Genomic DNA, 25,673 nt, shown 5'->3' on the forward strand with positions numbered 1-25,673 from the left:
TCAACGATGTGGCAACAACACACGGGTCTCGGGCCTCGCTGGAGAAGGATCCGCACGAGGTCGCGTCGATGTTCGACGGCGTCGCGAAGCGGTATGACCTCACCAACACTGTGCTCTCGTTCGGGCAGGACCGCAGTTGGCGCAGGGCGACGCGCGCGGCGCTCGACCTGAAGCCGGGGGAGCGGGTGCTCGACCTCGCGGCGGGCACCGGCGTGTCCACCGTGGAGCTCGGGCGTTCCGGCGCCTGGGTGGTGGCCGCAGACTTCTCCAAGGGCATGCTGAAGGCAGGCGCCGACCGTCGGGTGCCGATGGTGGCGGGCGACGCGATGGCACTGCCGTTCGCGGATGCGGTGTTCGACGCCGCGACCATCTCGTTCGGGCTGCGCAACGTCTCCGACTTCGAGGCGGGCCTGCGGGAGATCGCCCGGGTGACCAAGCCGGGCGGTCGCCTGGTGGTCAGCGAGTTCTCCACCCCGACCTTCGGCCCGTTCCGCACGGTCTACATGGAGTACCTGATGAAGACGCTGCCTGTGGTGGCGCGCACGGTGAGCAGCAACCCCGACGCCTACGTGTACCTCGCGGAGTCGATCCGGGCCTGGCCAACGCAGGAGGAGCTGGCGCTCAAGATCGAGGCGGCCGGTTGGAAGAACGTGCAGTGGCGCAACCTCACCGGCGGCGTCGTGGCGTTGCACCGCGCCGAACGGTAGTCCTGCCCACGGCAACCCGCCCGTAGGCACGATCGCGGCGGGTAACGTGGAAAACACAGGGGACCGTGTGATGAGAGTGACGCTTCGATGCCGCCCACCGTGCAAGGCAAGGTCGGGAACCTGCCCCTCGAGCTGACCAGTTTTGTCGGCCGTCGCCATGAGGTGACCGAGGCGCGACGGCTGTTGTCCGAGTCCCGTCTGGTGACGCTCACCGGGATCGGCGGGGTCGGCAAGACCCGGCTGGCACTGCGAGTGGCCGAGGATTCCCGGCGTGCTTTCGACGACGGGGTATGGCTCGTCGAACTGGGTGAGGTGTACGACCCGACGTTGGTGCCTGCCACGGTGGCCGCCGCGCTCGGACTTCGGGACCAGCTCGCCCACCTTCCCGAGGAGGTGTTGGCGGACCACCTCGCCACCCGCCGCCTGCTGCTGGTGCTCGACAACTGTGAGCACCTCGTCGAGGCGGTCGCGGCCCTGGCGGAGTCGTTGCTGACGGCCTGCCCCGAGATGCGTATTCTCGCCGCGAGCCGAGAGGCCCTCGGCATCAGCGGCGAGGCGGTGTTGCGGGTGCCGCCGCTGACGGCCCCGAGCAGCGACGAGGCGTCCTCGTTGCAGGGCCTTCCCCGATACGACGCGGTGGCGCTGTTCACCGAGCGGGCCTCGGCCGCGGTACCCGAGTTCACCCTCACCGAGGACAACCGGCGGGCGGTCGCCGGGATCTGCCACCGGCTGGACGGCCTGCCGCTGCCGATCGAGTTGGCGGCGGTGCGGCTGCGCGCGATGACGGCCGAGCAGGTCCTGCAGCGGTTGACCGATCGTTTCCGGTTGCTGACCCTTGGCAGCCGCGGCGCGCCGACCCGTCAGCAGACATTGTGGTCCAGCATCGAGTGGAGCCACGAGCTGTGCTCGGTCCGGGAACAGGAGCTGTGGGCCCGGCTGTCGGTATTCGCGGGCGGATTCGAGTTCGATGCCGCGGAGGGGATCTGTGCGGGTGAGCTGTCCTCGGCCGAACTGCGCGTCGTCCTGGCGTCGTTGGTCGACAAGTCGATCCTGATCCGCGAGGAGCAGGGTCCCGCGGCGCGGTACCGGCTGCTCGAGACCCTCCGCGCCTACGGGAACGAGAAACTGCGGGAATCCGGTGATCGCGACGGGCTGCATCGCAGGCACCGGGACTGGTACGCGCGGTTGGCCCACACGGCCGAGGCCGAGTGGATCGGGCCGAACCAGGTGTCGTGGATCGCTCGTCTGGCGCGGGAGACGTCGAACCTGCGCGAGGCCCTGCAGTTCAGTCTGACCGCGCCCGGTGACGCCGAGGCCGACGTCTGCCTGCGGATGGTCAATTCCCTGTACCTGTACTGGATCTGCCGCGGGCTGATCAGCGAGGGCAGGCGCTGGCTGGATCGCGCGCTGGCGCGGTCGGGCGATCGGCGCACGGCGGACCGGGTGCTCGCGCTGTTCGGGTGCAGCGTCATGACGGGCATGCAGCAGGAATTCGCCACCGCCGCCATCCTCGTGGAGGAGTGCGGCACGCTCGCCCAGGAGCTGGGCGATCCGATGCTGCGGGCCGCCGCCGGGTACGCGACCGGTTTCCAGTCGCTGTTCAGCGGCCATCTCACGGGCGCGCGGCGTTCGTTCGAAGACGCGCTGCAGACGAGTCGGCCGACCGGCGAACTCCACCGGGCGATCGGGTGCCTGCTCGGGTTGGCGGTCGCCAGCGGGCTGCTCGGCGACGAGGACCGGTCGGTCGGCTGCTACGAGCAGGTGTTTGCCATCACCGCATCGCGTGGCGAGTCCTACTATCGCGCGTACGCACTGTGGGGGCTCGGGCTCGCGACCCTGCACAAGGGTGACGTGACGCGGGCGGCCGCACAGCTGGCGCAGGCCCTGCGCCTGGTGCGCCGGGTCAATGACCCGATCATCGCCACCTGGTGCCTCGAGACGATGGGGTGGATCGCGGCGATCGAGGATGCGCCGGACCGGGCCGCCGTGCTGTTGGGGGCCGCCAACGCGCTGGCGAAGGCGGAGGGGGGCATCACCGTGACCCTGCCCAACCTGCTCAGCCACCACGCGGAGTGCAAGCAGCGGGCACGAGCGGCACTCGGCGATCGCGCCTTCGAGGATGCGCGGCGCCGCGGCAGGGGGATGGATTTCCGCGAGGCGATCGGCTACGCACTCGGTGAACGCCGCCCCGCCGGGCCGCGGGCGGTGGAGGAGGCAGTGAGCCTGACCCGGCGTGAGATGCAGGTCGCCGAGCTGGTCGCGCAGGGCCTCACCAACAGGGCGATCGCCGAGAAATTGGTCATCTCCCCGCGGACGGCCCAGGGGCATGTCGAGCGGGTGCTGGCCAAGCTCGCGTTCACTTCGCGCACCCAGATCGCCGCCTGGTATCTCGAGCGGACGCGGGAGCAGGAGTCGGACGCGCAACGGGGGGCTTGATCAGAAACAGGTATGCATCCGGGTAGTTCCGCCCTGACGGTCAACGGGCGCAAGCGGCAATGTGTGCTGGGTCATATCCGCGACCGCGAAGCCGAGGCCCTCGATGTTGCAGCACCCGACAAGCCACCCCTACGTCGTCAGCCAGGCGAGGAACACCAGCTGGAAGAACACCCTCGTCGAGGGTCGGGCGGCGTCCTATGCGGTGGCGGGTGCGGGTGCTCCGGTCGTGTTCCTGCACGGGTACGCGCTGACCCCCCGCGCGTATGACCGCGCACTGCTGCGGATGGCGGCTCAGGGAGTTCGGGTGTTCGCGCCCTCACTTCCCGGATTCGGCGGCACCGCGGAGCTTCCCCCGCAGGAGCGGAACCTGGCCGGGTACGCGCGCTGGCTCGACGGGTTCCTCGATTCGATCGGTATCGCGGGACCGGTGACGCTCGTGGGCCACTCGTTCGGAGGTGGGGTCGCGATCCAGTCCGCACACGACCTCGGACCAAGGGTGGCGCGGCTGGTGCTGGTCAACTCCGTTGGCGGCGCGGCATGGTCCCCTGGGGACGGCGACGTGCGCCCGATCGGCGAGCGGCCCCTGTGGGCCTGGGGCGCGGCGGCCACCGGCGACGCCCTCGCCATTCGGCCGTCCGTCGCGGGCCTGCTGGCGATCACGGCGGACGCGGTGGGCAACGTGCTGCGCAATCCGCTCGGGATGTGGCGCCTCTCGCACCTGGCCCGAACCGCGGACCTGCTCGGCGAACTCGACGAGTTGGCGGAGCGCGGCCTTCCGGTGACGCTGCTCTGGGGCGGTGACGACACGTTCATCCCGCGCGCCAGCTTCGAATCCCTTCGCATCGCGCTCCGCAATCCCACGGTTGTCACCGTCGCGGGCAACCACGGCTGGCTGATCGACAACCCGCACGGATTCGGCACCGCGATGGCGACCGTGTTCGGTGCGGAGCAGCCGCAGCCGCACACACCCGCGGCGGTGACGTTGTGACGGCCGCGGGCGGGACCCACCTGTGGGCCGGCCTGTCCGCGCGCACGCTGATGATCCGGCGCTGCGAATGCTGTGAGCTGCTGCTCGCGCCGGTCGCGGTGACCTGCTCTTCGTGCGGGAGCGACCACCTGTCGCGGGTACCGTCGACCGGGCTCGGGTCGATGGTGACCTGGAAGCTGGCCGACCGCGCGCGGGCCGGCGCGGACGACGACGCCCTGCCGTGCATGCTGGCCGTCGTCGCGCTCGACGACGGGCCCTGGATCTGCAGTTGGATCGAGGGGGAGATCGCGGTGCGCCCCGGCCGCCCGGTCCGGGTGGAGTTCGACCATCTGGAGCCCGACGAGCGGTACCCGGTGTTCCACGGCTGCCAACACGCGCCTGCCGTGCGAGTCGCCTGACACGGCCCCCTTCGACCCCGCTCCGGGGGTAGCGTCGATTGGGCAGGGGACCGTGTGTTGAGAGTGACGGTTCGATGGCTACAGCTGTCCGGGGCAAGGTCGGGAACTTACCGCTCGAGCTGACCAGTTTCGTCGGCCGTCGCCGCGAGGTGACCGAGACGAGGCGGCTGCTGTCTGTCTCGCGCCTGGTGACGTTGACCGGGATCGGCGGGGTCGGCAAGACCAGGCTCGCGCTCCGGGTGGCCGAGGACTCCCGGCGGTCGTTCGAGGACGGGGTGTGGCTGGTCGAGCTGGGCGAGCTGCAGGAGGAGGCCCTGCTGCCCGACCTGGTGGCCGCGACGCTGGGACTGCGGGAACAGTCGACGTCTCGCACGCAGGACTCGCTGGCGGAGTACCTCGCGGATCGACGACTGCTGCTGGTGCTGGACAACTGTGAACACGTACTCGATGCGGCCGCGGCGCTCGCCGAGTCGTTACTGCGGCGCTGCCAGGACCTCCGGATCCTGGCGACCAGCCGCGAGCCGTTCGGCATCGGAGCGGAGGCCTTTCTGCGGGTGCCGCCGCTGTCGGTCCCGGATCCGGATCGGCGCCCGTCCGGGCGCGGGTTCGCTGGGGGCGACGCCGTGGCGCTCTTCGCCGAACGGGCGTCCGCCGCCGTCCCGGAGTTCGGGCTCACCGAGGACAACCAGGTCGCGGTGGCCCGGATCTGTCAGCGATTGGACGGGCTGCCGCTGCCCATCGAGTTGGCCGCGGGGCGCCTGCGGGCGATGTCCGCGGAACAGATCCTGGACCGGTTGAACGATCGCTACAGCCTGCTGACCGGGGGTAGTCGCGGCGCGCCGACGCGGCAACAGACGCTTCGCCTGTGCATCGACTGGAGCCATGAGCTGTGCACCGAGCGGGAGCGGATGCTGTGGCGGCGGATATCGGTGTTCACCGGTGGTTTCGAGCTCGATGCGGCGGAGGGCATCTGTGCCGGGGACCTGAGCCCTGACGACCTGCTGGACGTGGTGGCGGCGCTCGTCGACAGGTCGATCCTGATCCGGGAGGAAGCGGGTGCCGTGGTGCGCTACCGGCTCCTCGAGACCCTCCGCGAGTACGGCCGTGAGAAGTTGGCGGAATCCGGTGAACACGCCTCGATGCGGCGACGGCACAGGGACTGGTACCAGCAGCTCGTGATCTGCGTGGAGGCCGAGTGGATCGGTCCGCGGCAGGTGGAGTGGATGGCACGGCTGGGGCGGGAGCAGCCGAACCTGCGTGAGGCGATGGAATTCTGCCTGACCGAGCCGGGAGAGGAGGAGGCCGGCCTGCGCACCGCCGATGCCCTCGCCCCGTTCTGGTTGTCCCGGGGCCTGCTCGGCGAGGGTAGGCATTGGCTCGATCAGTTTCTCGACCGCCAGGACGGGCAGCCGACCGTGGAGTTGCTATGGGGGCTGTACGCGAACAGCGTGCTGGCCGGCAACCAGGGCGACATCGAGGCGGGGGCGGCGCTGGTCGAGCGGGCGCGTGAGGCCGCCGAGGTCCTCGGCGACGCCCAGGCTCGCGCGCTCGCGACCCTCGCCGTCGGGCAGCTCGCGGTGTGCAGCGGCGACATGCAGCTGGCCGCCTCCTCCCTCGAGGAGATCGCCGACGCGTTCCACACGGGACGGGAGCTGGTGCTACGGCTCGCGACGCTGCTCGGCCTCGCGCTGGCCTGCGGGCTGCTCGGGGACACGACGCGCTCGATCGCCTGCCAGGAGGAGGCTCTCGAGATCACCCAATCCCGCGGCGAGTCCGTGTACCGGGCCTACTCGCTGTCGACCCTCGGTCTCGCGTTGTGGCAGAGCGATCCCCGGCGGGCGGCCGGGCTGCTCGAGCAGGGTCTTCGGCTCAGCCGCGTCGTGGACGATCCGCTCGGATCCGCGATCTGTGTCGAGGCGCTGGCCTGGGTCGCCGCGGGCGATCGGCTCGCCCGGCGGGCGGCCGTGCTGTTCGGCATCGCCAACTCGCTGTGGCGGGTCGTGGGCAGCGCGGGGATCGTCATACCGCCCCTGCTCGCGTATCGCGAGGAGTCGGAGCTGCAGGTCCGCAGCGCGCTCGCCAAGCGCGCCTACGAGTCGGCCTTCGAGCAGGGCGCCAACCTGAGCTTCGATGACGGCATCGCGTACGCGCTGGACGAGCAACTCCAGGGGTCGCCGACCGAAGGCGCCGCCTCGGCACTGACCCGACGTGAGCGGCAGGTCGCCGACCTGGTCGCGCAGGGCCTGACGAACAGGGCGATCGCCGAGCAACTGGTGATCGCCCCGCGCACCGTCGAGGGCCACGTCGAGCACGTTCTCGCCAAGATGGGCTTCACCTCCCGCGCGCAGATCGCCGCGTGGGTCGTCGAGCAGGCGCAGGTCGAAACCCGAACGCTCTGACGATCGCGTCGGGGTCGGTCAGCGGAGAAAACAGGTACCCACCCGGGTGGTTCCACCGTCGCCGGGGACCAGGGCAAAAGGGACACTTGAGTCGTCATCAGCTCCAGGAAGCCGAGGTCCCCCGATGTTCGAGCAACAGGTGCAGTGCTCATCCACAGGTGCGAGAAGTGTCCGGACCCGGCGGCGGGCGCTGATGATCCTGCGCTGCGAGGAGTGCGCGACGCTGTTGGCCCCCGAGGAGACGGCGTGCACCTCCTGCGGCCGGGACGAACTCGAACGGGTGCGGGCCGCGGGCACGGGGACCGTGGTGTCGTGGACGGTGGTGGACTGTTCGTCCGTCGACCTCCCGCTGGCGCTGGTGCCGTGCACGCTCGCGATCGTCGAGCTCGACGAGGGTCCCTGGATCTACACCTGGATCGAGGGAGAGCTGCCGGTGCATCCGGAGCGGTCGGTGCGGGTGGAGTTCCGGCTGGCGGAATCGGGGGAGCGGTTCCCCGTGTTCGCCGTTCGGCGGACCGTCGCAGATCGGGCCGGGATCAGCTGAACGGCGGCCGCGAGTCGAGTCGCAGCGAGGACGACCCCGACGCCCGCCACGCCCGCGCGGTCAGGTCACGATCCGCGTCGGTCACGAGGTTGCCCATCACCCGGACCGCGATCGTCATCAGCGCACGTGAACGCATCGCCAGCGGCCCGGAGGCAGGCAGCACCCGGGGGACGGTGAGCAGGCCGGCGAGCCGACGGGCGATGGAGAAGGCCTGCCCGTACCGCTCCCGCAGCAGGGTCGGCCACAGCTCGGTGAGGTCCGGGGCCCCGAGCACCTCGGCCACCATCGAGCCGGTCTCCAGGCCGTAGTCGATGCCCTCGCCGTTGAGCGGGTTCACACAGGCCGCGGCGTCGCCGATGATCGCCCAGTTGGTCCCCGCCACCCCGGACACCGCCCCGCCCATCGGGAGCAACGCCGATGCCACCGCGCGCACGGGGCCGTCGAGCCGCCACTCGTCGCGGCGCTGCTCCGCGTACAGCTCGATCAGCGGCCGCAGGGCGCCGGGCGCGGGCCGCTTCGCGGTGGCCAGGGTGCCGACGCCGAGGTTGACCTCGCCGGTGCCGAGCGGGAACACCCAGCCGTAGCCGGCCTGCAGGGTCCCCTCGCGGTCGCGCAGTTCGAGGTGCGAGGTGATCCACGGGTCGGCGCTGCGGGCCGAGCGGACATAGGCGCGGGCCGCAACCCCGTACGCGGTGTCGCGATGCCACTCGCGTCCGAGACGTTTGCCGAGGGTGGATCGCACGCCGTCGGCGACGATGAGGTGCTCGCAGCGGACCGTGCGTGGCCCCTCGGCCGTCTGGAGGGTCACCGACCGCACCCGGTTTCCGTCCCGGTCGGCGTCAACGGCCTTGGCGCCCTGGACCATCCGGGCACCGGCGTCGAGCGCGACCTGTCGGATCCGGTCGTCGAGTTCGGTCCTCGGGACCGCGCTGCCGGTACTCGGCAGCGAGCCGCCGGGCCACGGCAGCTCCAACTCCTGCCCGAACCCGTTCAGCCGCAGGCCTCGGTTGGTGGCGCGGGTGGCGAGCCAGTCGCCGAGGCCGAGATGGACGAGCTCCGCCACGGCGCGCGGGGTGAGTCCGTCGCCACACGTCTTGTCCCTCGGGAAGGTGGCGGAGTCGGCGAGCAGCACCTCGCGGCCCGCGCGCGCGGCCCATGCCGCCGCCGCGGAACCCGCGGGACCTGCGCCGATCACCACCACTTCGGCGTGCGAGGGGACGCCATCGGGCGCCTCGGAACGGGCGGCGGAGGGATCGGGGTCGACAGGCGAGGGCACCACCCCAGTATCTTCTCAGGCCGGGGTCGACCGCTGTGGTCAGCCCGACGGGCCGCGAACCCGATAGGTTCACTACCGTGACAGTTATGGCATCGGTTGCTGGGCATCACGCGAGACGGGATGGGTACTGAGATCGTGAGCACGAGCGAAGCGATGGGCACGGTCGTTGCCGGCGTGGATCTGGGGGATCCGGCGCTGGCCGAGGTGGTGCGTGGGGGTCTCGCCGAGGTCGAGAGCCTGCTGGTGAGTGAGCTCTCGGATGGCGAGGACTTCCTCACCGAGGCGGCGCTGCACCTGGCGAAGGCGGGTGGCAAGCGGTTCCGGCCGCTGTTCACCCTGCTGACGGCGCAGCTGGGCCCCAATCCGACGGACCCGGCGACCATCACCGCGGCCACCGTCGTCGAGCTGGTGCACCTGGCCACGCTCTACCACGACGACGTGATGGACGAGGCGACGATGCGCCGCGGCGCCCCGAGCGCGAACTCGCGCTGGGGCAACTCCATCGCCATCCTGGCGGGCGACTACCTGTTCGCACACGCCTCCCGGCTGGTGTCCACGCTCGGACCCGAGGCGGTTCGGATCATCGCCGAGACCTTCGCCGAGCTCGTCACCGGGCAGATGCGGGAGACCATCGGCGTCAAGGAGCAGCAGGATCCCGTCGAGCACTACCTGAAGGTGGTGTGGGAGAAGACGGGATCGCTGATCGCGGCCTGCGGTCGGTTCGGTGGCACCTTCTCCGGCGCGAGCGCCGACGACGTCGTCCGCCTCGAGCGGCTCGGCGACGCGGTGGGCACCGCCTTCCAGATCTCCGACGACATCATCGACATCTCCTCGGTCGCCGCGCAGTCCGGCAAGACCCCGGGCACCGACCTGCGCGAGGGGGTGCACACCCTGCCGGTGCTCTACGCGCTGCGCGAGGAGGGCCCCGACGCCGATCGACTGAGGGTGCTGCTCGACGGCCCGGTCACCGACGACGACGCCGTCGCGGAGGCGCTGGCGCTGCTGGAGCGTTCCCCCGGCATGGCGGCGGCCAAGGCCAAGCTGGCGGAGTACGCCGACTTGGCGCACGCGCAGCTCGCGGAGCTGCCGCAGGGGCCGGCGAACGACGCGCTCGGCAGGCTGGTGGATTACACGATCGCGCGGGTCGGCTGACGGTAACGTCTCGGCTCGGGTCCACGTGGCTCGCCGACACGCTGCGTGCGGGGGAACGTCCCACCGGGCTCTTTCGTTGATCAACTGAGTGTCCGGCGAGAAAAGGGGCCCAACGTGCACCGGTATTCCAACGGGTTGAAGACCTTTGCGTTGCTGGTGGGGATGTCCGCACTGATCGTGTTCATCGGGGCGCTGTTCAACAACAGGAGCATCCTCATCTTCTCGATCGTCCTCGCGGTCGGGATGAACGGCTACGCGTACTTCAACAGCGACAAGCTGGCGCTCAAGGCCATGCACGCGCAGCCGGTCACCGAGGTCGAGGCGCCGGTCATCTACAAGATCGTGCGCGAGCTGGCGACCACGGCACACCAGCCGATGCCCCGGCTCTACATCAGCCCCACGGCGGCGCCGAACGCCTTCGCCACGGGTCGCAACCCACGCAACGCGGCGGTCTGCTGCACCAGCGGCATCCTGCAGATCCTCGACGAGCGGGAGCTGCGGGCCGTGCTCGGCCACGAGCTCTCGCACGTGTACAACCGCGACATCCTGATCTCCTCGGTCGCGGGTGCGATGGCCGCGGTCATCTCGGGCCTTGCCAACATGGCGATGTTCGCCTCGATGTTCGGCGGCCGCGGCGAGGGCAGGCCGAACCCGCTGGCGCTGCTGCTCGTCTCGTTGCTCGGCCCGATCGCGGCCTCGGTTGTGAAGATGGCGGTCTCGCGCTCGAGGGAGTACCAGGCCGACCAGTCCGGGGCGGAACTCAGCGGTGATCCGCTCGCGCTCGCGTCGGCGCTGCGCAAGCTGGAGCGCGGCGTGGAGGCCGCCCCGCTGCCGCCGGAGCCGAAGATCGCCGCACAGTCGCACATGATGATCGCGAACCCGTTCCGGGCGGGCGACAAGATGAGCCGGCTGTTCTCCACCCACCCGCCCATGGCTGAGCGGATCGACCGCTTGGAGAAGATGGCAGGCCGACGACTGCCCGAGTGACGGATGCCACTGGGGGACAAGGTCGTTCGCCGGCTGCTCCGGGTGGATGCGGATCGGCCCCGCCGAGCCGGGCCCCCGCCGACGCAGAGGGGACCGCGCGGCCGATGTGGCCGTCGCGGTCCCCTCGATGCGTTATCGGGTGATCAGCGGTAGTTCACGAACTGCAGGGCGATGCCGAAGTCCTCGCCCTTGAGCAGCGAGATGATGGCCTGCAGGTCGTCGCGCTTCTTGCTGCTGACGCGCAGCTCGTCGCCCTGGATCTGCGCCTTGACGCCCTTGGGCCCCTCGTCGCGGATCTTCTTCGAGATCTTCTTCGCGTTCTCGGTGGTGATGCCCTGGACCAGGGTCCCGGTCAGCTTGTAGATCTTGCCCGACTGCGCGGGCTCGCCTGCGTCGAACGCCTTGAGCGAGATGTCCCGGCGGATCAACTTCTCCTTGAACACCTCGAGTGCGGCCAGCAGCCGCTCCTCGGTGTCGGCGGTCAGGGTGATCGCCTCCTCGCCGGACCAGTCGATGCTCGCACCGGTGTTGCGGAAGTCGAAGCGCGTCGAGAGCTCCTTGGCTGCCTGGTGCAGCGCGTTGTCCACTTCCTGTCGGTCAACCTTGCTCACCACATCGAAGGACGAATCCGCCACGGCAACTCCCTTGTTCATCGTGCGCGGGCCTGCGCCAGCGCGTGAGAACCCCACGATAACCACACGGTTTGCGTTTACCCGCCCCGGTAGAGGTATTCTCTTGTCCGCGCCAGAGATGGTCCGGAGTACTTCGGATCTGACCTGGATGTCACCCGGCAGATTGCCCGAGCGGCCAATGGGAGCGGACTGTAAATCCGTCGGCTTATGCCTACGTAGGTTCGAATCCTACATCTGCCACAACCGGGTCCCGGTGAGCGTGAGCTCGCCGGGGCTCGTTGATTACACGGATGGAAAGAGCTCCTGACCTGCGGGTTTGGCACTCGGACCCGCCGCTGTGTAATCTCTTGGAGGCTTCAACGCATGAACGAAGTGCGCGGAAGCATGCCCCCTTAGCTCAGTCGGCAGAGCGTTTCCATGGTAAGGAAAAGGTCAACGGTTCGATTCCGTTAGGGGGCTCGCTGGATTGGGTGTCCAAGACTGGCACCGATGCACCGAGGCGGTGTAGCTCAGTTGGTAGAGCAAACGACTCATAATCGTTGTGTCGCCGGTTCAAGTCCGGCCATCGCTACACAAGTGGACACATAGAACACTCCCTGATTGACCCCGATCAGATTTATCCGAAAGAAGGCATCCCGTGGCCTCGACTGACGTTCGGCCCAAGATCACCTTGGCCTGCGAGGTATGCAAGCACCGCAACTACATCACCAAGAAGAACCGTCGTAACGATCCCGATCGTCTCGAGATCAAGAAGTTCTGCCCGAACTGCGGAACGCATCAGGCGCACCGCGAGTCGCGCTAGTACTCTTCGAGTCGACGCGGAGATCGTAGGGGTCGGTTCCCGGCTTCCTGGCCTAGCTGCGTCCCAAGCAGATAGGTTGCGTTCCGGTGAAGTTGAGTTCTGATCTCGTTGGCCTGCATCACAGGTTCAGCGACTACTACGAGGTCGGTCGTGAGAAGGTGCGCGAGTATGCGCGCGCCGTCAAGAGCGACGACCCGGTCTACCGCGACGAAGCTGCCGCCAGGAAGATCGGCTACGACACGCTCGTAGCCCCGCTGACCTTCATTGCTGTCTTCGGCTTCCTCGCGCAGGAAGAGTTCTTCAAGGCCCTGGACGTCGAGCTGGATCTCAGCCGGGTTCTGCACACCGATCAGCGCATCGTCTACCACCGTCCGGTCAAGGTCGGCGACCGTCTGTACTGCGACGTGTACGTCGACTCGATCCGAACGATGGGCGGTAGCGACATCATCGTGACCCGCAACGAGATCACCGATCAGGACGGCCAGGTCGTCCAGACCCTGTACACCACGCTGGTCGGTCGGCACGCCGAGGAGGTCGAGTGATGTCCGTTCGCGATTTCGCGGAGATCTCCGTCGGACAGGAACTGCCCGAAGAGACCGTGCCCCTGACCAGGTCCGACCTGGTGCAGTACGCAGGCGTTTCCGGCGACCCGAACCCCATCCACTGGGATGACGCGACGGCCCAGAAGCTCGGCCTCCCCTGTGCGGTTGCGCACGGGATGCTCACCATGGGCATCGGCGCCGGCTATGTGACCTCCTGGCTCGGCGATCCGGGCGCGGTCACCGAGTACAGCGTTCGTTTCACCAGTCCTGTCGTCGTGCCCAACGACGGCAAGGGTGCCGTGATCGTCCTCACCGGCAAGGTGAAGTCCATCGACGAGGAGACCCGCTCCGCCGTGGTCGCCATCGTCGCCAAAGTGGACGACAAGAAGATCTTCGGTCGCGCTACCGCGACCGTGCGCTTCGGCTGAGTAACCAGCCGATTCGGTTTGTTCGACTACCGTGCAGTACACTGAGATTTCTGGGATCAACCAGCGCTGCGCGCTGCCCTACGTGCCCATTCGGGCCGCTGAGGGTAGCGCGCGTGTTGTGTGGTCACGGAGAGGTTGATCGGTCCGGATCATGATGATCGGGACGCGTCGGTCAACCAGAGGGGCGTAGCTCAACTGGCAGAGCAGCGGTCTCCAAAACCGCAGGTTGCAGGTTCAAGTCCTGTCGCCCCTGCCCCGGATGTCAGCGACTGAGAGGAACGACGGTGAGCGAGGATCGCGGAAAGGCCGATAACGCGGCGGGGTCTCCGGACGCCGACGCCACCGCGGCCGGCACGAGTGATTCAGCTCCCGTCGCCTCTCGTCCGACTGGAAAGCGTCCGGGTCGTCGTACCCATGCCGCCGCGACCGAGTCGCAGGCCGCGAAGGTCGCAGGCACCCCCTTGGCCACGAAGGCCAAGCCGGAGAAGCCGCGCAAGGAGAATCTCTTCAAGCGCCTGAGGAAGTTCCTCCGTGAGGTGATCGCGGAACTCCGGAAGGTGATCTGGCCTAACCGCAAGCAGATGATCACCTACACCACCGTTGTACTGGCGTTCGTGGCCTTCATGGTCGCGTTCATCAGTGGATTGGACCTGGCGTTCCGTGAGGGCGTCAGTTGGCTGTTCGGCTGACGCCGGACACCGAACGTGATGAGAGGAAGCGAGTGCGCCAGTGAGCACCCCCGAGAACGACGCAATTGAGGCTGCAGCCGCAGAGCATGTTGCCGATGACGCGGTCGCCGCGGAGTCCGCTGACGCGGCAGTCCTCGGCGAGGGTGACGCTCCCGTTGAGGAGCCGGCAGCTTCCGCAGACGACGCCATCGCCGCCGACTCCGAGGAGCCGGTCGATCCCGTTGCCGAGATGAAGGCCGCGCTCCGCCGCGCCCCCGGCGACTGGTACGTGATCCACTCGTACGCCGGGTACGAGAACAAGGTGAAGACCAACCTCGAGACCCGCGTGCAGAACCTGGATGTCGGCGACTACATCTTCCAGGTCGAGGTCCCGACCGAAGAGGTCACCGAGATCAAGAACGGCCAGCGCAAGCAGGTCAATCGCAAGGTGCTGCCCGGCTACATCCTGGTCCGGATGGAACTGAACGACGAGTCGTGGGGCGCGGTCCGCAACACCCCCGGTGTCACCGGCTTCGTCGGCGCCACCTCGCGGCCGTCGCCGCTGACCATCAACGAGGTCGTCAAGTTCCTGATGCCGCAGGAGGGCGCGAAGAAGCCCGTCGCCGCTGCCGCAGGAACCGGCGAAGCCGCAGCCTCCGTCGCGAAGCCCCTCATCGAGGTGGACTTCGAGGTCGGCGAGTCGGTCACCGTCATGGACGGCCCGTTCGCGACGCTGCCCGCCAGCATCAGCGAGGTCAACGCCGAGCAGCAGAAGCTCAAGGTCCTCGTGTCGATCTTCGGTCGCGAGACGCCGGTCGAGCTGTCCTTCACGCAGGTCGCGAAGATCTAGCCACAAAAACTTGCACTGCAGTAGCAAGACACACCCAAGAAATTAGGAACGAAAGATGCCCCCCAAGAAGAAGAAGCTCGCCGGGCTCATCAAGCTTCAGATCCAGGCCGGTCAGGCTAACCCTGCACCGCCCGTGGGTCCCGCGCTTGGTCAGCACGGCGTGAACATCATGGAGTTCTGCAAGGCCTACAACGCGGCCACCGAGTCGCAGCGCGGCAACGTGATCCCCGTGGAGATCTCCGTCTACGAGGACCGGACCTTCGACTTCAAGTTGAAGACCCCGCCCGCCTCGCGACTGCTGCTCAAGGCCGCAGGCGTGCAGAAGGGCTCCGGCGAGCCGCACAAGACCAAGGTCGCCACGGTGACCATGGACCAGGTGCGCGAGATCGCGAAGACCAAGCAGGAAGACCTCAACGCGAACGACATCGAGCAGGCCGCGAAGATCATCGCCGGCACCGCACGCTCGATGGGTATCACCGTCGAGGGCTAAGCAGCTCCAGATCGCGTGGGAGGGCCGGCCAGGCCCGAAACCACAACTGAACCATTAGTAAGGACAGAACACATGGCAAAGCGCAGCAAGGCGTACCTCGCCGCCGCCGAGAAGGTCGACCAGGCCAAGCTCTACAGCCCACTGCAGGCTGCGAAGCTCGCCAAGGAGACCTCCTCCACGAAGATGGACGCGACCGTTGAGGTCGCCGTTCGACTCGGCGTCGACCCCCGCAAGGCGGACCAGATGGTTCGCGGCACCGTCAACCTCCCGCACGGCACCGGTAAGACCGCCCGTGTGATCGTGTTCGCCGTCGGCGAGAAGGCCGCAGAGGCCGAGGCCGCCGGTGCGGACGCGGTGGGTGCCGAGGACCTGATCGAGCGCATCCAGGGCGGTTGGCTCGACTTCGATGCCGCGATCGCGACCCCTGATCAGATGGCCAAGGTCGGCCGCATCGCCCGCGTCCTCGGACCGCGTGGCCTGATGCCGAACCCGAAGACGGGCACCGTCACCGCCGATGTGACCAAGGCCGTCAACGAGATCAAGGGCGGAAAGATCAACTTCCGCGTCGACAAGCAGGCCAACCTGCACTTCGTGATCGGCAAGGCGTCCTTCGACGACGCCAAGCTGGTGGAAAACTACGGCGCCGCGCTGGACGAGATCCTGCGTGCGAAGCCGTCCTCCGCGAAGGGCCGTTACGTCAAGAAGGTCACGGTTTCGACCACCACCGGACCGGGCATCCCGGTGGACCCGAACCGCACCCGCAACCTCCTCGAGGATGCTGCAGAGTAAGACAGTTCGACAAGAAGGCCGGTACGGATCTCCGTACCGGCCTTCTTCGTGTCTGCGGTCCCTACGCCTGTGGGTCTGCCTCGTCCTTCCGCCAGGCGAGCAGGACGGCGTTCTCCTTCGACGGCGCCCAGGGCAGGAAGATCGCGACGATGATCGCGCAGACCACCACCGCACCGGTCGCGACAAGGGAGGCGGTCTGCGAGCCCTGCAGTACCGCCGACTTCATCGCCGTGATCAGGTTCTCCCGCTGCGGTTCGAGCATCGTCGGGATCTCCCGCTTGCGGATCTCGAGAACACTGAGGACCGTCGCCCGCGCGAATCCCTTCTCGTCGTCGTTCATCAGCATCGCGGGCACCCGGTCGATGATCGGCGAGATCTTCGTCGAGTAGTACGAGGCGACGATGGACCCGAGCACGGCCACACCGAGGGTGCCGCCGATCTCGCGGGTGGTGTCGTTGACGGCCGAGCCGGCACCCGCCTCGTCGAGGGGGAGCGAGGACATTATCGATTCGGTGGCGGGGCCCTGGACGATCGCCAGGCCGAGCGCCATCGAGACCATCGACGGCAACACATCGGCGAGGTAGGTGCTGTCGACGTCGACGAGTCCGCCGAGGTAGAGGCCTAGCCCGGTCAGCAGCAGACCGAAGACGATGACCGCGGTGGTGCCGATGCGTTGCGCGAGCAAGGTGGCGATGGGCGCGCCGACCGCAACGCTCACCGCGAAGGGGAGTGAGGCGATCCCGAACTCGAGCGGGGTGTACTCGCGCACGCCCTGGAAGTACTGGGTGATCAGGAACAGGAACCCGAACATCGAGAAGTACGCGATCGCGATGGCCAGCGCGGGCAGTGAGAACCTGCGGATCCGGAACAGGCGCATGTCGAGAATGGGTGTCGGGGTGCGCAACTGCCACCAGACGAACGCGCCGAGGAGTACCGCCGCGGCCGCGATCCCACCGAGGGTGGCGAGGCTGAGCCAGCCGTAGCGCGGGGCCTCGATGATCGACCAGACCAACAGCGTGATGCCCGCGATGGACAGCACGATCCCGGGGAGGTCGAGCCGGCCGACGACGGCGGCCTTGGACTCCGGGACGAGGAGCAGCGTCGCGATGATCGCGACCGCGGCGACGGGGACGTTGATCCAGAACACCGAGTGCCAGGAGAAGTGTTCGAGCAGCCAGCCGCCGGACATCGGTCCGATGGCGATGGCGAAGCCGGCCATGGCGGTCCAGGCGGCGATGGCAAGCGCGCGCTCGCGGGTGTCGGTGAAGATGTTGATGATCAGGGCAAGGGTGGCGGGGAAGACAGCGGCGGCGAACACGCCCATCGCGGCCCGGGCGGCGATGACCTGCCCGAGGGTCTCCGCGTTGGCGCCTGCCACGGACATCACCCCGACGCCGATCAGGCCGATGATCATGATGCGTCGGCGGCCGTACCGGTCTCCGAGGTTGCCGCAGGCCAGCAGCAGGCCGGCGAAGGTGAGGGTGTAGGCGTCGACCACCCACTGCAATCCGCTCACCCCGGTATGGAGCTCGACGCCGATCGAGGGCAGGGCGACATTGACGATCGTGTTGTCGAGAACCACCAGTAGTTCCGCGAGGCAGATCACGGCGAGTGCCGCGAATCGCCCTGCGCGCGAGGAGATCAGCTCGACCCGGTTGTCGGGTGGGTTGGTGCGTTCCAGCGTGGTCATGGGTTGTGACGGTACTCGCTATGTGTAACTACATATAACAGTCAACTTGAGACTGGTCCGTCACTCCCGGGGGTGTGATGTGATGACTGTCACGATACATGGCTCCGGTGGCGGCTCGTTTTGGATGGTCACGCCCGTTCGGGTACTCTCTCCGGAAGAGTTCGATCTATTTCGAGTTCACCCCAAGAAGTTCTACCCAAGACCGTTGGTCACCGATGCCGCGAGGCATTGGTTGAAGGTTCGGGACACAGCCCGACGGCCCACGCAGGAGGACGAGGTAGGGGAGTGGTGGGCCTTCGCGCGAGCTGGGTCCGGATCTCTTCGTAACGCCCCGTGTGCCTGCACCGGGGCGTTTTGCATTGTCACGGCCGCATCCCGAGGGTGCACCAACACGATGTCACGAGAGGAGGCGAAGTATGGCAAAGCCCGAAAAGGTCTCCGCAGTCACGGAGATCACTGAGCAGTTCAAGGGTTCGACTGCCGCCGTGATCACCGAATACCGTGGTCTGTCGGTGACCAGTCTGACGCAGCTGCGACGCGCGCTCGGAGCAGGCGCAACCTACTCCGTCGCCAAGAACACCCTGGTCAAGCGCGCCGCCGCAGAGGCGGGCGTCGAGGGCCTTGACGACCTGTTCGTCGGACCGACCGCCATTGCGTTCATCAAGGGCGAGCCGGTTGACGCAGCGAAGGCCATCAAGGCCTTCGCGAAGGACAACAAGGCGCTTGTCATCAAGGGCGGCTACATGGACGGCAACGCGCTGTCCGTGGACGAGGTCAACAAGATCGCGGACCTCGAGTCCCGCGAGATCTTGCTGGCCAAGCTCGCCGGCGCGATGAAGGGCAACTTGGCAAAGGCCGCTGGCCTGTTCAATGCCCCCGCCTCGCAGATGGCCCGTCTGGCCGCTGCGCTGCAGGACAAGAAGGCCGCGGAAGGCTCCGCAGCCGAAAGCTGATCCGCACGAGACCGGACGGGCGCCCTCACGGGTGTGAACAAGGTCTTGCGTATCACGTACCAAACCACTCCCACCTCGTCGCGGATCAGCGACATGGGACTTACAGGAAGGACCGCCATCATGGCGAAGCTCACCACCGAAGAGTTGCTGGACCAGTTCAAGGAGCTCACCCTCCTCGAGCTCTCGGAGTTCGTGAAGGCGTTCGAGGAGACCTTCGAGGTCACCGCTGCTGCGCCGGTCGCCGTTGCCGCCGCCGGTGCCCCGGCCGCCGCCGCGGACGCCGCTGAGGAGCAGGACGAGTTCGACGTCGTCCTCGAGTCGGCCGGCGACAAGAAGATCCAGGTCATCAAGGTCGTCCGTGAGGTCGTCTCCGGCCTGGGCCTGAAGGAGGCCAAGGACCTCGTCGAGGGTGCGCCGAAGGCGATCCTCGAGAAGGTTGCGAAGGATGCGGCCGAGGCCGCCAAGGAGAAGCTGGTCGCCGCAGGCGCCACCATCTCCATCAAGTAAGACCGCCGCGTAACAACGCAGCGCTCACGCTCGACAAAAGGGCCGTTCCCCGTCAGGGGAGCGGCCCTTTTTCGTGCCCGGAATCCGAACCTCGGGGGTGTCGGAAGTGGACGGTTGTTCAGCGTTGTGGCGACGCATCGATGCAGTTCAGAGGGGATAAATCGGACATGGGGGGGCCGGATTGCCCTCGAACCCTACTCATGAGTAGCATTCAGCGTCACAGGTACCACTTCGATGCGATAGAGTGACCCAACCCACATTGGGTCAGTGTGTCGAAAAGCGTGGAGGTTTTCGGTGGGAGTAGAGGTAGTAGTCGAGGGACTCACCAAGTCGTTCGGCTCGCAGAAGATCTGGCAGGACGTCACCCTGACGCTCCCCCCGGGGGAGGTCACGGCCCTGCTCGGCCCGTCCGGTACGGGCAAGTCGGTGTTCCTGAAGTCGCTGATCGGCCTGCTCCGTCCGGAGCGCGGGTCGATCGTCATCGACGGTACCGACATCCTGGAGTGCTCCAGCCGCGAGCTCTACGAGATCCGGAAGATGTTCGGTGTGCTGTTCCAGGACGGTGCGCTGTTCGGGTCGATGAACCTCTTCGACAACGTCGCCTTCCCGCTGCGTGAGCACACCAAGAAGTCCGAGTCCGAGATCCGCAACATCGTGATGGGCAAGATGGAGCTCGTCGGACTCATCGGTGCCGAGAACAAGCTCCCCGGCGAGATCTCCGGCGGTATGCGCAAGCGCGCCGGATTGGCGAGGGCGCTGGTGCTGGACCCGGAGATCATCCTGGTCGACGAGCCCGACTCGGGTCTCGACCCGGTCCGCACGACGTACATCAGCCAGCTGCTGATCGACATCAACTCGCAGATCGACGCGACGATCCTGATCGTGTCGCACAACATCAACCTCGCGCGCACCGTGCCGGACAACATCGGCATGTTGTTCCGCAAGGAACTCGTCATGTTCGGCCCCCGCGAGGTGCTGCTCACCAGCGACGAGCCGGTGGTCAAGCAGTTCCTCAACGGCAGCATGCTCGGCCCGATCGGCATGTCCGAGGAGAAGGACGAGGCGCAGATGGCGCAGGAGCAGGCGATGGTCGATGCCGGCCACCACCACGGCGGCGTCGACGACGTCGAGGGCATCGTCCCGCAGATGAAGGCAACCCCCGGTATGCCGTTCCGTCAGGCCGTCGCCCGCCGTCAGCAGCGCGTCCGCCAGATCATGCACACCTTGCCGCACAATGCCCAGATCGCGATCCAGGAGAGCCTTGACACCGAGGACAACACTCAGGTGATTCCCGCATATGACGACTCCGGCATGGAGACGTCTTCCTGGGGACGCGGGTAGCACGCGCCGATGGGGGGTACCAAGAGCACGCTGCTCAGTCCGCTGACGGCCGCGTTGACACAGGCCGGGTTGATATTTCAGCTCTTCGTCGATGTCGTGCGGAACACGTTCAGGAAGCCGTTCCAGTTCCGGGAGTTCATCGAACAGGCCTGGTTCATCGCGAGCGTGACGATCCTGCCGACAGCGCTGGTCGCGATCCCGTTCGGCGCGGTGGTGTCACTGCAGACCGGATCGCTGATCAAGCAGCTCGGCGCCGAATCCTTCACGGGTGCGGCCAGCGTGCTGGCGGTGATCCAGCAGGGCAGTCCGATCGTGACCGCGCTGCTGATCGCCGGTGCGGCGGGCTCGGCGGTGACGGCCGATCTCGGGTCGCGCACCATCCGTGAGGAGATCGACGCCATGGAGGTGCTCGGTATCAACCCGGTCCAGCGCCTCGTGGTCCCCCGCGTGCTGGCGATGATCCTGGTGGCGGTGCTGCTCAACGGGCTGGTCTCGGTGGTCGGCATCGCGGGCGGGTACTTCTTCAACGTGATCCTCCAGGGCGGCACCCCCGGCGCCTACCTGTCCTCTTTCTCCGCGCTCGCGCAGTTGCCGGACCTCTACATCGCGGAGGCGAAGGCCGCCGTGTTCGGCGTCATCGCGGGTGTGGTCGCGGCCTACAAGGGCCTGCACCCCAATCCAGGGCCGAAGGGCGTTGGCGAGGCCGTGAACCAGACGGTCGTCATCACCTTCTTGCTGCTGTTCTTCGCCAATCTGATCCTCACGATGGTGTACCTGCAAGTCGTTCCTGCCAAGGGGGCTTAACCCATGACGATCGCCAAGGGTCGCGGCGACTGGACACTGATGCGTGCGCGCAAGGTGACTCGCGCGCCGCTGCACGTTCTCGATCGCGCCGGCGACCAGATGTCCTTCTACGCAAGGGCAATCGGCTGGATTCCGCGGACGCTCACGCACTACGGCCGAGAGGTCCTCAGGCTGCTCGCCGAGGTCACCTTCGGCAGCGGTGCGCTGGCCGTCATCGGCGGAACGATCGGCGTCATCGTGATGATGTCCGGCTTCACCGGCGTCGTCGTTGGCCTGCAGGGATACGCGGCGCTCGAGCAGCTCGGCAGTTCCGTGCTGACCGGCTTCCTGTCCGCGTACGTCAACACCCGTGAGATCGCCCCGCTCGTGGCGGCCCTCGCGCTGTCGGCGACGGTCGGCTGTGGCTTCACCGCCCAGCTCGGTGCCATGCGCATCTCGGAGGAGATCGACGCGCTCGAGGTCATGGCGGTGCCCAGTGTGCCGTTCCTGGTCACCACCCGGATGATCGCCGGGTTCATCGCGGTCGTGCCGCTCTATATCGTCGGTCTGATGGCCGCGTATCTGGCGTCGAGGCTGATCAACACTGTCTTCAACGGGCAGTCGAGCGGGTCGTACGACCACTACTTCAACCTGTTCCTACCGCCGGTGGACGTGCTCTGGTCCTTCGGCAAGGTGCTGGTCTTCGCCTTCGTGCTGATCATGATCCACTGCTACTACGGCTACAACGCCTCCGGCGGACCGGCGGGCGTCGGCGTCGCCGTCGGCCGGGCCGTGCGGACCGCGATCGTGACGATCGCGGTGCTGGACTTCTTCCTCAGCCTCGCCATCTGGGGCACCACGACCACAGTGAGGGTGGCCGGATGACCGACGGTGGTTCGGTGCTGCGCCGACGCATTCTGGGCCTGGCCTTCTTTCTCGTTCTCGCGTTGTTCCTGGTGTTCACGATCGGGATGTACAACAAGTCGTTCAAAGAGGTCGTCAAGGTCAACCTCGTGACCGACTCGGTCGGCAACTCGCTGCCCAGCCACGCGGACGTGAAGGTGCGCGGGTTGATCGTGGGTGAGGTGCGTTCCGCTTCGACCGAGGACGGCAAGGTCACCTCGGTCCTGGCGATCGACCCCGACAAGGCCGAGCTGATCCCGTCCAATGCGACGGCCCGGCTGCTGCCGAAGACCCTGTTCGGCGAGCGGTACGTCTCGCTGATCGTGCCGACGGGCGACACCGCCGCCCCGATCTCGCAGGGCGACACACTGCTCCAGGACAAGAGCGGCAACGCGATCGAGGTCGGTGAACTGCTCGACGGGCTGCTGCCGCTGCTGCAGGCTGTTCCGCCGCAGGACCTGGCCAACACCCTCGGCGCGCTGTCGCAGGCCCTTGCCGGGCGCGGCAACGACATCGGGTTGAGCATCGAGCGACTCGAGACCATCTTCGCCGGGGTCAACACGGAGCTGCCGAACCTGCAGGAGGGCCTGCGCGGTCTCGCGGACTTCTCGCAGACCTACTCGGAAGCCGCTCCCGACCTGATCAACGCGTTCGACAACCTGCGGACCACCGGCGCGACCGTGGTCCAGCAGCAGAACCAGATCCGGGCACTGATGTCCTCGGTCACGGCGACCGCAGGCAGCACCGCGGACTTCCTCGAGGTCAACAAGGACTCGCTGATCTCCATCGCGGCGGACTCGCGGGAGGCCCTCGAGGTCCTGGCGGCCGCATCGCCGACCTTCGGCTGCACCTTTTCGCAGTTCGTGCCGATCGTGGAGAGCGCGAGCGCCATCCTCGGGCTCAACCCGGACGGCAGCCTCAAGGACCACCCGGGCGCCCGCGCTGCCACGGTGTTCGTGAACCCGAAGGGGCGTTACCTGCCGAACCAGGACGAGCCCCGGCTCTTCGACAACCGCGGCGCCAAGTGCTACGAGCCGGCGGCGCCCGGCTACAAGTTCGGCCAGTACCCGGGCGGCTCGTACAACGACGGTTCCTATCAGGTGCCCTCGCGCAACCCGGGCCCCTCGTTCGTGCCGTCGCCCGCCGCGCCGCAGTACTCGGTGGTCCCGAGCCCGGCAGCCGGGCAGAACACGCCCGCCGCCTACACCGGATCGACACTCGAGCAGGACACATTGGCAGTCATCTATGGGGAGGGCACCGGCACCCTGCCGGAGGCGGTGCCGGGTTGGACGACGCTGCTGGGCGCGCCGGCACTGAGGGGAACGGAGGTGAGTGTCCGATGAGAGGTCTCGCGGCTCCCCTGATCAAGCTCATCATCTTCGCCGTCGTCACCGTGTTGGCGACCGTGACACTGGCCTTGACCATCGCGAACACCAGCGGTGGCGGTGGCACCAAGTTCAACGCGATCTTCACGGACGTCGCCTCGCTCAACAAGGGTGACGAGGTCCGGATCGCGGGTGTAAGGGTCGGACAGGTCGACAAGATCGCGATCGTCAACGAGCGGGAGGCCGCGGTCCAGTTCTCGCTGACCGACCGTGACTGGCTCCCGGCCAGCTCGACCGCGACGATCCGATACCGGAACCTGGTCGGCCAGCGCTATATCGCGCTGGAGCAGGGCGAGGGCGCGCAGGGCATGAAGCTGTCCGGCGGCGCGACCATCCCGATCGAGCGCACCAAGCCCGCGGTCAACCTGACGACCCTCTTCAACGGCTTCCGGCCGCTGTTCCAGACGCTCAGCGCCGACGACGTGAACAAGCTGTCGTTCCAGATCATCCAGGTGTTCCAGGGCGAGGGCGGGACGATCTCCGAACTGGTGCGCAACACGGCCAGCCTGACCAACACCATCGCGGACAAGGACCGAGTGATCGGGGACGTGATCAACAACCTCAACGGGGTTCTCGAGACCGTCAACAAGCACGACGAGGAGCTGAGCTCGCTGATCGTCAACACCGAGCAGCTCGTCACGGGGCTGGCGAATGATCGCGGCGTGGTCGGGAGCGCGGTGACCTCGCTCGCGGGGCTGGCCGATGCCACCGCGGACGTGCTCGAACCGGCGAGGCCGTCGATCCAGGGCTCGGTGTCCGCGCTCAACACGCTGGCCGGAACGCTGAACGCGCAGAGCGCCGACGTGAACAAGATCCTGGCCACCCTGCCGGTGAAGCTGGACAAGCTGTCCCGCATCGCGAGCTACGGGTCGTGGTTCCAGTTCTACCTGTGCGGACTCGACGTCGTCGCGGGTCCCGGCGAGTCGCCGTACCTCAACCTGCCGACGGGACTCCCGACCGTCAATCAGCCGATCTACACCAACTCCGCACCGCGGTGCTCGGCGAACGGGGCCGGACAGTGAAGCAACGTCGTAGCCCAGCCGCCATCGGCGCGCTCGGCATCGTGGTGGCGCTGCTCGCCACGGTGTCGGCCTTCTTCCTCGACGACCTGCCGATCATCGGTGCGGGCGCCACCTACCGGGCCCAGTTCACCGAGGCGGCCGGGCTCAAGCCGAGCAACGAGGTCCGCATCGCGGGCGTCAAGGTCGGCAAGGTGACCGCCGTCGAGCTCGACGGCGACAAGGTGGAGGTCGCGTTCAAGGTCAAGGACGCCTGGGTGGGCGACCAGACCACCGCATCGATCCAGATCAAGACGGTCCTCGGCCAGAAGTACCTGGCCCTCGACCCGCGCGGATCCGACACCCTGGACGCCAGGGACACGATCCCGTTGGAGCGCACCACCTCCCCGTACGACGTGCTCGACGCTTTCGGCGACGCGACCACCACGCTGGACGCGATCGACACGCCGCAGCTCGCGCAGAGCATGAAGACGCTGTCCGAGGCGTTCTCGGAGACGCCCGCGGACATCCGGGCCTCGCTCGACGGGGTGACGCGGCTGTCGAAGACCATCGGTAGCCGGGACGAGGAGCTGCGCAAGCTCTTCGCCGCGACCGCCGACACCTCCAAGGTGCTCGCCGACCGCAACGCCGAGTTCACCAAGCTGATCGGCAGCGCAGGCCTGCTGCTCGGCGAGCTGAACAGCCGTCAGCAGGCGATCTCCCAGCTGCTCACCGGCACCCAGCGGCTCTCGCAGCAGCTGACCGGGCTGGTCAAGGACAACGAGGCGCAGATCGGTCCCGCGCTCGAGCAGCTCCGCGGCGTCGTGCAGATTCTGCAGGACAACAACGCCAACCTGGACCGGGCGATCAAGCTGTACGCACCGTTCACCCGGCTGTACGCGAACATCGTCGGCAACGGTCGTTGGTTCGACCAGGTGGTCGTGAACCTGACGCCGCCCGCGCTCCCGCTCATCCCGGGTTACCGCGATCCCGTTCGAACCATTGGGGGCAACTGATGACCGGCG

The 25,673-nt window shown here is 67.5% G+C and carries 26 protein-coding genes and 4 tRNA genes; 27 read left to right on the forward strand and 3 right to left on the reverse strand.

Annotation, left to right across the window (positions count from 1 at the left end; translation table 11 throughout):
* The first annotated feature begins 8 nt into the window (after positions 1 to 8).
* The 6 genes from FCG67_RS08290 to FCG67_RS08315 all read left to right on the forward strand — a co-directional run bounded on the left by FCG67_RS08290 (position 9) and on the right by FCG67_RS08315 (position 7,472).
* Positions 9 to 707, forward strand: coding sequence for a demethylmenaquinone methyltransferase (locus FCG67_RS08290; protein ID WP_136908812.1), 699 nt, complete (start codon positions 9 to 11; stop codon positions 705 to 707).
* An 87-nt stretch (positions 708 to 794) separates the two neighbouring features.
* Complete coding sequence (locus FCG67_RS08295; RefSeq protein ID WP_136908814.1) at positions 795 to 3,143, forward strand: ATP-binding protein; 2,349 nt, start codon at positions 795 to 797, stop codon at positions 3,141 to 3,143.
* Positions 3,144 to 3,246: 103 nt separating this feature from the next.
* Positions 3,247 to 4,131, forward strand: coding sequence for an alpha/beta fold hydrolase (locus FCG67_RS08300; protein ID WP_136908816.1), 885 nt, complete (start codon positions 3,247 to 3,249; stop codon positions 4,129 to 4,131).
* Positions 4,128 to 4,529 carry a Zn-ribbon domain-containing OB-fold protein gene (locus FCG67_RS08305; protein ID WP_136908818.1) on the forward strand — a complete coding sequence of 134 codons (402 nt, stop codon included), beginning with the start codon at positions 4,128 to 4,130 and terminating at the stop codon, positions 4,527 to 4,529. The genes FCG67_RS08300 and FCG67_RS08305 overlap by 4 nt, the downstream gene beginning before the upstream one ends.
* A 38-nt stretch (positions 4,530 to 4,567) precedes the next feature.
* Positions 4,568 to 6,928: an ATP-binding protein gene (locus FCG67_RS08310; RefSeq protein WP_136908820.1), complete on the forward strand. Its 2,361-nt coding sequence runs from the start codon at positions 4,568 to 4,570 to the stop codon at positions 6,926 to 6,928.
* A 193-nt stretch (positions 6,929 to 7,121) separates the two neighbouring features.
* Positions 7,122 to 7,472: a Zn-ribbon domain-containing OB-fold protein gene (locus tag FCG67_RS08315; protein ID WP_246044937.1), complete on the forward strand. Its 351-nt coding sequence runs from the start codon at positions 7,122 to 7,124 to the stop codon at positions 7,470 to 7,472.
* On the opposite strand, the gene FCG67_RS08320 is transcribed toward FCG67_RS08315, so the two are convergent.
* Entirely contained in the window at positions 7,465 to 8,673 is a 1,209-nt protein-coding gene (locus tag FCG67_RS08320; protein WP_246044957.1) for a geranylgeranyl reductase family protein, read from the reverse strand. The genes FCG67_RS08315 and FCG67_RS08320 overlap by 8 nt on opposite strands.
* A gap of 195 nt (positions 8,674 to 8,868) precedes the next feature.
* On the opposite strand from FCG67_RS08320, the gene FCG67_RS08325 reads away from it, so the two are divergent.
* The gene (locus FCG67_RS08325) at positions 8,869 to 9,900 is read left to right on the forward strand and encodes a polyprenyl synthetase family protein (RefSeq protein WP_136908825.1); all 1,032 of its coding nucleotides are present in this window, start codon (positions 8,869 to 8,871) and stop codon (positions 9,898 to 9,900) included.
* A 114-nt stretch (positions 9,901 to 10,014) separates the two neighbouring features.
* Positions 10,015 to 10,887: a zinc metalloprotease HtpX gene (htpX, locus tag FCG67_RS08330; RefSeq protein ID WP_077040728.1), complete on the forward strand. Its 873-nt coding sequence runs from the start codon at positions 10,015 to 10,017 to the stop codon at positions 10,885 to 10,887.
* A gap of 143 nt (positions 10,888 to 11,030) precedes the next feature.
* Here htpX and FCG67_RS08335 read toward each other — a convergent pair whose 3' ends face one another.
* A complete protein-coding gene (locus FCG67_RS08335) occupies positions 11,031 to 11,522 on the reverse strand; it encodes a YajQ family cyclic di-GMP-binding protein (RefSeq protein ID WP_169310470.1) in 492 nt (163 codons plus the stop codon).
* A gap of 154 nt (positions 11,523 to 11,676) precedes the next feature.
* Between FCG67_RS08335 and FCG67_RS08340 the strand changes: the two genes are divergently transcribed.
* The 11 genes from FCG67_RS08340 to rplA all read left to right on the forward strand — a co-directional run bounded on the left by FCG67_RS08340 (position 11,677) and on the right by rplA (position 16,088).
* A tRNA-Tyr gene (locus FCG67_RS08340) sits at positions 11,677 to 11,759 on the forward strand.
* A gap of 146 nt (positions 11,760 to 11,905) precedes the next feature.
* A tRNA-Thr gene (locus FCG67_RS08345) sits at positions 11,906 to 11,978 on the forward strand.
* Positions 11,979 to 12,017: 39 nt separating this feature from the next.
* A tRNA-Met gene (locus tag FCG67_RS08350) sits at positions 12,018 to 12,090 on the forward strand.
* Positions 12,091 to 12,156: 66 nt separating this feature from the next.
* Positions 12,157 to 12,321, forward strand: coding sequence for a 50S ribosomal protein L33 (rpmG, locus tag FCG67_RS08355; protein WP_027500669.1), 165 nt, complete (start codon positions 12,157 to 12,159; stop codon positions 12,319 to 12,321).
* A gap of 86 nt (positions 12,322 to 12,407) precedes the next feature.
* On the forward strand, positions 12,408 to 12,863 hold the full coding sequence (gene hadA, locus FCG67_RS08360) for a (3R)-hydroxyacyl-ACP dehydratase subunit HadA (protein ID WP_077040729.1): 456 nt from the start codon (positions 12,408 to 12,410) through the stop codon (positions 12,861 to 12,863).
* Complete coding sequence (hadB, locus tag FCG67_RS08365) at positions 12,863 to 13,291, forward strand: (3R)-hydroxyacyl-ACP dehydratase subunit HadB (RefSeq protein ID WP_077040730.1); 429 nt, start codon at positions 12,863 to 12,865, stop codon at positions 13,289 to 13,291. The genes hadA and hadB overlap by 1 nt, the downstream gene beginning before the upstream one ends.
* 180 nt (positions 13,292 to 13,471) lie before the next feature.
* A tRNA-Trp gene (locus tag FCG67_RS08370) sits at positions 13,472 to 13,544 on the forward strand.
* A 31-nt stretch (positions 13,545 to 13,575) separates the two neighbouring features.
* Positions 13,576 to 13,980: a preprotein translocase subunit SecE gene (gene secE / locus FCG67_RS08375; RefSeq protein ID WP_169310471.1), complete on the forward strand. Its 405-nt coding sequence runs from the start codon at positions 13,576 to 13,578 to the stop codon at positions 13,978 to 13,980.
* Positions 13,981 to 14,020: 40 nt separating this feature from the next.
* Complete coding sequence (nusG, locus tag FCG67_RS08380) at positions 14,021 to 14,809, forward strand: transcription termination/antitermination protein NusG (RefSeq protein ID WP_136908831.1); 789 nt, start codon at positions 14,021 to 14,023, stop codon at positions 14,807 to 14,809.
* A 55-nt stretch (positions 14,810 to 14,864) separates the two neighbouring features.
* Complete coding sequence (gene rplK, locus FCG67_RS08385) at positions 14,865 to 15,299, forward strand: 50S ribosomal protein L11 (RefSeq protein ID WP_027500664.1); 435 nt, start codon at positions 14,865 to 14,867, stop codon at positions 15,297 to 15,299.
* A gap of 72 nt (positions 15,300 to 15,371) precedes the next feature.
* Entirely contained in the window at positions 15,372 to 16,088 is a 717-nt protein-coding gene (rplA, locus tag FCG67_RS08390; RefSeq protein WP_077040733.1) for a 50S ribosomal protein L1, read from the forward strand.
* A gap of 61 nt (positions 16,089 to 16,149) precedes the next feature.
* Here the strand turns inward: rplA and FCG67_RS08395 are convergent, their stop codons facing one another.
* Positions 16,150 to 17,778, reverse strand: a complete 1,629-nt coding sequence (locus tag FCG67_RS08395) for an MFS transporter (RefSeq protein WP_136908833.1) — start codon at positions 17,776 to 17,778, stop codon at positions 16,150 to 16,152.
* A 416-nt stretch (positions 17,779 to 18,194) separates the two neighbouring features.
* Between FCG67_RS08395 and rplJ the strand changes: the two genes are divergently transcribed.
* From rplJ to FCG67_RS08435, 8 genes are all read left to right on the forward strand, one after another.
* A complete protein-coding gene (gene rplJ / locus FCG67_RS08400) occupies positions 18,195 to 18,731 on the forward strand; it encodes a 50S ribosomal protein L10 (protein WP_027500661.1) in 537 nt (178 codons plus the stop codon).
* A gap of 120 nt (positions 18,732 to 18,851) precedes the next feature.
* Entirely contained in the window at positions 18,852 to 19,238 is a 387-nt protein-coding gene (gene rplL / locus FCG67_RS08405; protein WP_136908835.1) for a 50S ribosomal protein L7/L12, read from the forward strand.
* Between the two features lie 294 nt (positions 19,239 to 19,532).
* Positions 19,533 to 20,579, forward strand: coding sequence for an ABC transporter ATP-binding protein (locus FCG67_RS08410; RefSeq protein ID WP_136908837.1), 1,047 nt, complete (start codon positions 19,533 to 19,535; stop codon positions 20,577 to 20,579).
* Between the two features lie 9 nt (positions 20,580 to 20,588).
* A complete protein-coding gene (locus FCG67_RS08415; RefSeq protein ID WP_027500658.1) occupies positions 20,589 to 21,383 on the forward strand; it encodes an MlaE family ABC transporter permease in 795 nt (264 codons plus the stop codon).
* Positions 21,384 to 21,386: 3 nt separating this feature from the next.
* On the forward strand, positions 21,387 to 22,247 hold the full coding sequence (locus FCG67_RS08420) for an MlaE family ABC transporter permease (RefSeq protein ID WP_136908838.1): 861 nt from the start codon (positions 21,387 to 21,389) through the stop codon (positions 22,245 to 22,247).
* A complete protein-coding gene (locus tag FCG67_RS08425; protein WP_136908840.1) occupies positions 22,244 to 23,608 on the forward strand; it encodes an MCE family protein in 1,365 nt (454 codons plus the stop codon). Before FCG67_RS08420 ends, FCG67_RS08425 begins: the two co-directional genes overlap by 4 nt.
* The gene (locus FCG67_RS08430) at positions 23,605 to 24,672 is read left to right on the forward strand and encodes an MCE family protein (protein WP_136908842.1); all 1,068 of its coding nucleotides are present in this window, start codon (positions 23,605 to 23,607) and stop codon (positions 24,670 to 24,672) included. The genes FCG67_RS08425 and FCG67_RS08430 overlap by 4 nt, the downstream gene beginning before the upstream one ends.
* On the forward strand, positions 24,669 to 25,664 hold the full coding sequence (locus FCG67_RS08435; RefSeq protein WP_097211091.1) for an MCE family protein: 996 nt from the start codon (positions 24,669 to 24,671) through the stop codon (positions 25,662 to 25,664). Before FCG67_RS08430 ends, FCG67_RS08435 begins: the two co-directional genes overlap by 4 nt.
* The last annotated feature ends 9 nt before the right edge of the window (positions 25,665 to 25,673 follow it).

The organism is Rhodococcus oryzae, assembly GCF_005049235.1.
GTDB lineage: Bacteria > Actinomycetota > Actinomycetes > Mycobacteriales > Mycobacteriaceae > Rhodococcus_G > Rhodococcus_G oryzae.

What these genes read in the sequence shown, in the direction of transcription:
- FCG67_RS08395 (WP_136908833.1), bottom strand. Translation starts at nt 17,778, where the DNA reads ATGACCACGCTGGAACGCACCAACCCACCCGACAACCGGGTCGAGCTG.
- hadB (WP_077040730.1), top strand. Translation starts at nt 12,863, where the DNA reads ATGTCCGTTCGCGATTTCGCGGAGATCTCCGTCGGACAGGAACTGCCC.
- FCG67_RS08430 (WP_136908842.1), top strand. Translation starts at nt 23,605, where the DNA reads ATGAGAGGTCTCGCGGCTCCCCTGATCAAGCTCATCATCTTCGCCGTC.
- FCG67_RS08325 (WP_136908825.1), top strand. Translation starts at nt 8,869, where the DNA reads ATGGGTACTGAGATCGTGAGCACGAGCGAAGCGATGGGCACGGTCGTT.
- FCG67_RS08300 (WP_136908816.1), top strand. Translation starts at nt 3,247, where the DNA reads ATGTTGCAGCACCCGACAAGCCACCCCTACGTCGTCAGCCAGGCGAGG.
- rplJ (WP_027500661.1), top strand. Translation starts at nt 18,195, where the DNA reads ATGGCAAAGCCCGAAAAGGTCTCCGCAGTCACGGAGATCACTGAGCAG.
- rplA (WP_077040733.1), top strand. Translation starts at nt 15,372, where the DNA reads ATGGCAAAGCGCAGCAAGGCGTACCTCGCCGCCGCCGAGAAGGTCGAC.
- FCG67_RS08315 (WP_246044937.1), top strand. Translation starts at nt 7,122, where the DNA reads ATGATCCTGCGCTGCGAGGAGTGCGCGACGCTGTTGGCCCCCGAGGAG.
- rplL (WP_136908835.1), top strand. Translation starts at nt 18,852, where the DNA reads ATGGCGAAGCTCACCACCGAAGAGTTGCTGGACCAGTTCAAGGAGCTC.
- FCG67_RS08415 (WP_027500658.1), top strand. Translation starts at nt 20,589, where the DNA reads ATGGGGGGTACCAAGAGCACGCTGCTCAGTCCGCTGACGGCCGCGTTG.
- FCG67_RS08425 (WP_136908840.1), top strand. Translation starts at nt 22,244, where the DNA reads ATGACCGACGGTGGTTCGGTGCTGCGCCGACGCATTCTGGGCCTGGCC.
- FCG67_RS08420 (WP_136908838.1), top strand. Translation starts at nt 21,387, where the DNA reads ATGACGATCGCCAAGGGTCGCGGCGACTGGACACTGATGCGTGCGCGC.
- FCG67_RS08295 (WP_136908814.1), top strand. Translation starts at nt 795, where the DNA reads ATGCCGCCCACCGTGCAAGGCAAGGTCGGGAACCTGCCCCTCGAGCTG.
- rplK (WP_027500664.1), top strand. Translation starts at nt 14,865, where the DNA reads ATGCCCCCCAAGAAGAAGAAGCTCGCCGGGCTCATCAAGCTTCAGATC.